4 protein-coding genes are annotated in these 7,114 nt (G+C 64.8%); 2 read left to right on the top strand and 2 right to left on the bottom strand.

The window, feature by feature from the left end:
• Positions 1 to 207: 207 nt before the first annotated feature.
• Both mfd and RDM88_RS03900 read left to right on the top strand, forming a co-directional pair.
• Positions 208 to 3,666 carry a transcription-repair coupling factor gene (gene mfd, locus RDM88_RS03905; RefSeq protein WP_308753434.1) on the top strand — a complete coding sequence of 1,153 codons (3,459 nt, stop codon included), beginning with the start codon at positions 208 to 210 and terminating at the stop codon, positions 3,664 to 3,666.
• 159 nt (positions 3,667 to 3,825) lie between these two features.
• Positions 3,826 to 4,872, top strand: a complete 1,047-nt coding sequence (locus RDM88_RS03900) for a hypothetical protein (protein WP_308753432.1) — start codon at positions 3,826 to 3,828, stop codon at positions 4,870 to 4,872.
• A gap of 284 nt (positions 4,873 to 5,156) precedes the next feature.
• Here RDM88_RS03900 and RDM88_RS03895 read toward each other — a convergent pair whose 3' ends face one another.
• Together RDM88_RS03895 and RDM88_RS03890 are read right to left on the bottom strand one after the other, a co-directional pair.
• On the bottom strand, positions 5,157 to 5,783 hold the full coding sequence (locus RDM88_RS03895) for a flavin reductase (RefSeq protein ID WP_308753430.1): 627 nt from the start codon (positions 5,781 to 5,783) through the stop codon (positions 5,157 to 5,159).
• A 102-nt stretch (positions 5,784 to 5,885) separates the two neighbouring features.
• A complete protein-coding gene (locus RDM88_RS03890) occupies positions 5,886 to 7,106 on the bottom strand; it encodes a homocysteine S-methyltransferase family protein (protein WP_308753428.1) in 1,221 nt (406 codons plus the stop codon).
• Positions 7,107 to 7,114: the final 8 nt, after the last annotated feature.

The following is a 7,114-nucleotide window of genomic DNA, read 5'->3' as shown; positions in this document are numbered from 1 at the left end:
CCCTTGAGCGCCCTTCTTCCGTCGACTTCTTGGGCGCGCAAGAAGTCGACCCGCCCGCCGGGGCGGGACCCGGCAATCCTCGCCGCCGCAGGCGGCTCCCCTAAAGCGCCCCGGAGGGGCGCGACAGAAGCCCTCCGGACCCCGGGCGGACCTCCAAGGAGGGCCCTGCCGCCCCGAGCGGCAAAGGAAAGAAAGGAATTCACCAGAATGAAAGGGTTTGAACACCTGCTGACCGGCCTGCCCGCCTTTGAGCGGGTGAAAAGCGCGGTGAAGAACCGGGCGACCCCCGTGCTCGTCACCGGGCTCTCGAACGTGCACAAGGCGCACATGATCGTTTCGCTTGCCGGCCTGCTGGAGACCGGCGGGCTGGTCGTCGCGTCCGACGAGGCGGCGGCCACCCGGCTCTGCGAGGACGTCAACATCATGGCGGGGGAGGGAACGGCGGCCCTCTTCCCCTCGCGCGAGTGGACCTTTCAGGAGGTGCAGGGGGCTTCGCGGGAATACGAGCACGCGCGGCTCGCGGTGCTCGGCCGGCTGCACGCGGGAAGTTTAAAGATCGTGGTGGCGTCGGCGCAGGCCGCGCTCCAGTATACGATGCCCCCCGGGGTGCTGGAGAAACGCATCCGCACCCTCGAGGCGGGGAAGGAATACCAGATGGAGGAGCTGACGCGGTTTCTGGTGTCGGCGGGATATACCCGCTGCGACCAGGTGGACGGCGTCTGCCAGTTCTCCCAGCGGGGCGGCATCCTCGATTTTTTCCCGCCCCACATGCCCGATCCCTTCCGCGTTGAATTCTGGGGGGACGAGATCGACACGATCTCCACCTTCAAGACGGACACCCAGCGCAGGGTCGACACGGTCAGGCGGGTGGACATCACCCCGGCGGCCGAGGTGGTGGCGGACAGCCCCGAACGGCTGGTGAAGCTCCTGCAGGGCGCGATGAAAAACATCCGCGGCACCCGCGGCAAGCTCGCGAAGGAGAGGCTCGAGGAGGAGATCGCGCGGATTTCCGACGGCATCATGCCCCAGAGCCTCGACCGCTGGCTGCCGCTGCTCTATCCCGCGCCGGCGACCGTCTTCGATTACCTGCGTGACCGGCCGCTCTTCCTCTGCGACACGGCCAACTGCCGCGAGGCGCTTAAAAACGTGCTCTGGCAGCAGAACGAGGACGTCAAAATCCTGCTCGAGGAGGGCGTGCTCTTCAAGGGATGCGACCGGTTCGGCGAGGATTTTGTGGATTTGCAGCGGCACGCGTCGGAATCGAACAGCGTGCTGCTCGACACCTTCGTCCGCTCGGTGGGGGATATCCCGCTGAGGGACATGATCGATGTGAACGCCGTCCAGCTCTCCTCCTGGAGCGGCGAGTTTTCCCTGCTGCGGGAGGACGTGCAGAACTACCTTTCGCGCGGTTACTGCGTCATCGTCTTCGCGGGGACCTACCGCGCCGCCGTGACGCTGGCGGAGGATCTGCAGAAGGAAAACATCCGCGCCGTCGAGTGCGAGGAGATCGGCAGGCTCACGCCGGGCGTGGTGTATGTCGTCGCGGCGAGCATGTCGGCGGGCATGGAATACCCCGATCTGAAGCTCGCGGTCATCTCGCAGGCCAAGGCGGTCGTGCAGGGCGCCAAGCGGAAGCCCCGCCCCAAGGAGGGCAAAAAGCTCCGCGACATCAGCGACCTGACGCCGGGGGACTACGTCGTGCACGTCTCCCACGGCATCGGCGTGTTCGAGGGGATCGTCAAGCGGGACGTGCAGGGGATCGTCAAGGACTACATCAAAATCCGTTACGCGGGCACCGACATGCTCTTCGTGCCGGTCACCCAGCTCGACCTCGTCAGCAAATACGTCGGCGTGCGGGACGACGCGAACGTGCGCCTCAATAGATTAAATTCCGTCGAGTGGCAGAAGACCCGCCAGCGGGTCAAAAAGGCCGTCGAGGACATGGCAAAGGAGCTGACCGAGCTCTATGCCAAACGGATGGCGGTCAAGGGCTACGCGTTTTCGCCCGACACCGACTGGCAGAACGACTTTGAGCGGCGGTTCGCCTTTGAGGAGACGGACGACCAGCTCCGCTGCATCGACGAGATCAAGTCGGACATGGAAAACGCCGTCCCGATGGACCGGCTGCTCTGCGGCGACGTGGGCTTCGGCAAGACGGAGGTGGCGCTCCGGGCCGCCTTTAAATGCGTGATGGACGGCAAGCAGTGCGCGCTGCTCTGCCCGACGACCATCCTCGCGTGGCAGCACTACCAGACGACCACCCGCCGGATGGAGGGCTTTCCCATCAAGGTGGAGCTGCTCTCCCGCTTCCGCTCGGCAAAGGAGCAGAAGCAGATCCTTTCCGAGCTGCGGCGGGGCGAGATCGACATGATCATCGGCACCCACCGCCTCGTCCAGAACGACGTCCAGTTCAAGGATCTCGGTCTCTGCATCATCGACGAGGAGCAGCGGTTCGGCGTGCGGCATAAGGAAAAATTCAAGGAGATGCGCGCCACCGTCGACGTGCTGACCCTTTCGGCGACCCCCATCCCGCGCACCCTCAATATGGCGATGAGCGGCATCCGGGACATGAGCGTCATCGAGGAGGCGCCGCAGGACCGCCACCCGGTGCAGACCTATGTGGTCGAGCACGACTGGGGCGTGATCGCGCAGGCAGTCGAGCGGGAGCTGCGGCGGGGCGGGCAGGTGTTCTACCTGCACAACCGCGTCGAGAGCATCGATTCCTGCGCCTTCAAGATCAAGCAGATGGTCCCCGAGGCGCGCATCGTCACGGCGCACGGCAAGATGGGGGAGGAGCAGCTCTCCCGTGTGTGGCAGCAGCTGCTCGACTACGAGGTCGACATCCTCGTCTGCACGACGATCATCGAGACGGGCGTCGACGTGCCCAACTGCAACACCCTCATCATCGAGGACGCCGACCGCATGGGGCTTTCCCAGCTCTATCAGCTGCGCGGGCGGGTGGGGCGCTCCACCCGGCGCGCGTTCGCCTATCTCACCTTCCGGCGGGACAGGGAGCTCTCAGACATCGCCGCCAAGCGGCTGTCCGCGATCCGGGAGTTCACCTCCTTCGGGTCGGGCTTCCGCATCGCGATGCGCGACCTCGAAATCCGTGGGGCGGGCAACATCCTCGGCGCGCAGCAGCACGGCCACATGGAGGCGGTCGGCTACGACATGTACCTCAAGATGCTCTCCGAGGCGGTGGCGGAGCAGAAGGGCGAAACGCCCGTCAGGACGGCCGCGGAATGCATGGTCGACGTGCGTGTGGGCGCGCACATCCCCGAGGACTACATCGACAACCTTGCCCAGCGCATCGACATCTACAAGAAGATCGCCGCCATCCAGAACGAGGAGGACGCGATGGATCTCATCGACGAGCTGATCGACCGGTTCGGCGATCCGCCCGACGCGGTCAAGGGGCTGGTGGACGTGGCGCTTGTACGCAACACCGCCTCCCAGATGGGCATCCGGGAGATTTCCCAGCGCGGGGACGCGGTGCTGCTCTACCCAGAGGTCATGGACATGTCCCGCGCGGGCTCGCTCGCCGTCAGGCTGCGCGGCCGCGTGATGGTCAGCGCGGGCAGCAAGCCGTACATCACCGTCAAAATCCCCGCGGGTTCCGAACCGCTCGACACCATCCGCGAGGCGCTCGCCGCGATGGGGGAGTGATCTTTTGCGGCGGGCTGCATAAGCGGCGTGGCGCGGAACAGGATAAGACCGGATGGAAACCGTTTCCCGAACCGTGTGGAATTTCTAGTGGACTTTTTGGGGGCGGCGTTGTATAATAAGCGGGTATGCAAGCAATACCCCTTACAGGAGGAATTCAAAATGACGACTTTTAAAAAAATCGCGGCGCTCGGCCTGGCCGTGCTGACGGCCGCGGGCCTCGCCGCCTGCAGCACGGGCGGGGACACCAAATGGGCTGCCAAGGCGGGCGACCTGACCGTTCCGGCCGGCGTCTACATCAATGAGCTGATCACTGCGTATTCCGACGCGACGATCGACCTTCCGGCGGACGTCAAGGATCCGCTCAAGGAGCAGGTGGACGGCGTCACCGTCTCCCAGAAGGTCACCGAGGAGGCCAAAAAGGGCCTTGCCGAATACATCGCGGTCGAGCAGAAGTTCAGCGAGATGGGCCTTGTCATGAGCGAGCTCGACAAGTCAACGGTCGAACAGACCGCCGAGCAGTACTGGACCGGCTTCCGCCTTGAGGAGACCTACACCGCCAACGGCGTGTCCAGGGAGTCGTTCATCCTCGCGCAGGAGAACATGGTCAAAAAATCGATGATCTTCAACGCGATCTACGGCGAGGGGGGCACCGACCCGGTGCCCGAGGAGGAGCTTAAGACCAAGTTCTCCACCGACTACGCCAAAATCCTGCTGATCCCCGTGTCGATCAATCCCGCAGAGGACACCGACGAGGCGAAGGCCAAGGCCAAGGAGCAGGCGTCCGAGCTGATCAACAAGTACCTCGAGCGCGCCAAGGCGGGCGAGGATATGGAGACGCTCGTCTACGAGGCCCGCAAGGAGCTTTCGGGCAACCAGGACCTCGAGAAGCCGGAGGCGGGCACCTCCTTCAGCTTTGTCAACCGGGAGAACTCCTCCTATTCGCAGGAGGTGGTCGACACGATCTTTGCCGCGCCGCTCGGGGAGCCGACCGTCGCCGAGTCGGAGGATGGGATCTATCTCTTCGTCCGCTACGATGTGGCGGAGAACGAGAGCGACTTTACCCAGCGCAGGGCGTCGCTGGTCTCCGCGCTGCGCGGGGACGCGTTTGACGAGCAGGTTTCCCAGTGGGCGGACTCGCTCACCGGCGTCACCTATAACGACGCGGCTCTCAAGCGCTACACGCCTGAAAAATTGAAGGTTGCCTGACCGGGCTGACCGGAATAAAAAAGCCGGCGCGTGCGCGCCGGCTTTTTTGTCCCCAAACGGCCCGGGAAAGGGTTCTATAGGTACCGAAGGACAAAAAATCAACCGTAAAGGAGATCGATCCGATGAAGACGCCCCGGCGCCGGTCCGCGCCGCGTGCCGGACTGTCCGCCCGGTATGCGGCCCGCGGCCCGCGGGGAAAAGCGGACCCCGGTTTACGGAAGTTTGCCTTCGCCTGATAAAATAAAAACGGACGGCCGCGCAGCGGCCGTCCGTTTTTATTTTGCTCAGACGCGCTCGAAAAAGCTCGCGTCCTTCTTGCAGATGGGGCAGATAAAGTCGGGCGGAAGCTCCTCGCCCTCGTAGATGTAGCCGCAGACCTTGCAGCGCCAGCCGTGCTTTTCGGCGGGCTTTTTGTAGGAGGGGGCGTTGGGCGGGGTCTCGCCCTTCTTGACCTTGTGGTAGTAGTCGTAGGTCATGACGGGCGCGTCGGAGAGCTTGACCGCCTCGAGCGATTTGCCGACAAAGAGCATGTGGGTGTCGAGGTCGAGCTTGTCGATCACCTCGCAGGAGAAAAACGCGGCGGCGGTCTGCGTGGGATACCACACCCCGTTCGCGTCCGTGCCGTGGGGGATGCCCGCGAACTTGTCCTCCTCCCTGCCCGAGCGGAAGCCGAAGCGGCCGATCAGATCCATCGTGGCCTCCTCTGTGAGCGCCGCGGCGTTGAAGAAGCCCGACCGCTCGATCAGCGAGGTGGTCAGGTTCTGCTTGGAGACCGCGACCGCGACCTTGGGCGGCTCGGCGGTCACCTGCGTGACGGTGTTGACGATGCAGCCGTTCTGCTTGCCGTCAAACGCGGAGCTCAGCACATAGAGCCCGTAGGACATCTTGAAAAACGCCTGTAAATCCAGCATGAAACATCCTCCTTCTGTCTTGTATCTTGCCACTGATCCGGGGCCTCCATTCATGGGGACCGCCGCTTTATGGGCGGCGGCGCCGGGGCGGGGCCCGGGAAATCACATCACAATCGCGCCGTAACGGGCGGCGACCTCCTCGAGGTCCTCCTTTTCGATCTCGCAGGAGGTGGAGACGACGATGGCCTTGCCGTTGTAGTGCAGCAGGGCGCTGTCGAGCGCCTCGAGCGACTCCGACTCAAAGGCGACGGGCATGTCGACCATGTGCGCGTTGAGGGAGAAGCGGTAGCCGTCGTCGGGGGTGTCGAGGTGGATGAGCACCGCGTCGCAGCTGTCGTGCGAAACCTCCAGCAGCGTATCCGCCATATCCACCTCACAGGTGATCGGCTCGGAGTATTCAAGGTCGTCGTCAAGGTAGTAGACCTCCCGCCCGGCGGCGAGGATGTCGTAGTCTGCGGCCGCGACCTTCACACGGTCGACGTCGAAGGCGTCCACCATGTGGCGGAGCGCGGCGACGTATTCCGGGTCGGTGCCGCAGCAGCCGCCGATGATCGACACGCCGCGCCGCATGAGGCGGGCGCACCTGTCGGCGAACTGCACGGGGGAGAGCGCGGGATTGCCCGCGTTGGGCTTGGCGATGAGGGGGATTTTCGCATAGGGCGCGATCCGCTCAAAGATGGGCGCCATGTCGTCCGGCCCCTCCGAGCAGTTGAGCCCGAAGGCCGAGAGCCCCAGGTCCTGGAGCACGACCAGCGCGGCGAGCACGTCGTCTCCCCACATGGTGCGCCCCTCGGCGTCGGCCGTCATCGTCAAAAAGAGCGGGAGTCCCGTCTGCCGGGCGGCAAGCACGGCCGCGCGGCATTCGGAGAGGGAGCTCATCGTCTCGATGGCCAGCAGGTCGGCGCCCGCGTCGGCGAGCGCCTGGGCCTGTTCGGCGTAGATGCCGATCAGGTGTACGAACTCTGTCTCGCCGAACGGCTCGCACATCAGCCCGGTGGTGGACATGTCCCCCGCGACGAGCGTTTCGCGCCCGGCGAGCGCCTCCCGGACGGTGCGGATGAGGGCGGTGTTCAGCTCCGCCACCTGCTCGCTCAGGCCGTACATCCGCAGGTTGCCCGCGTTCGCAAGGAAGGTGGGGGCGTAGACCACGTCGCTGCCCGCGCCGGCGTAGCCGCGCACGACGGAGGCGACCGCCTCCGGGTGCTCCAGCGCCCACTGCTCGACGCAGACGCCCGCGGGCATCCCCGCCTTGATGAATTCGGTGCCCGTCGCGCCGTCGAGCAGCAGCGGCAGGCGCAATCGACTTCGGCCGTTGTCTTCCATCTTTCGGT

It is taken from the genome of uncultured Anaerotruncus sp., from assembly GCF_902490045.1.
Lineage (GTDB): Bacteria > Bacillota > Clostridia > Oscillospirales > Ruminococcaceae > Anaerotruncus.
Note: the sequence above shows the minus strand (reverse complement) of the source record. Positions and strands in the feature narration are given on the sequence as shown.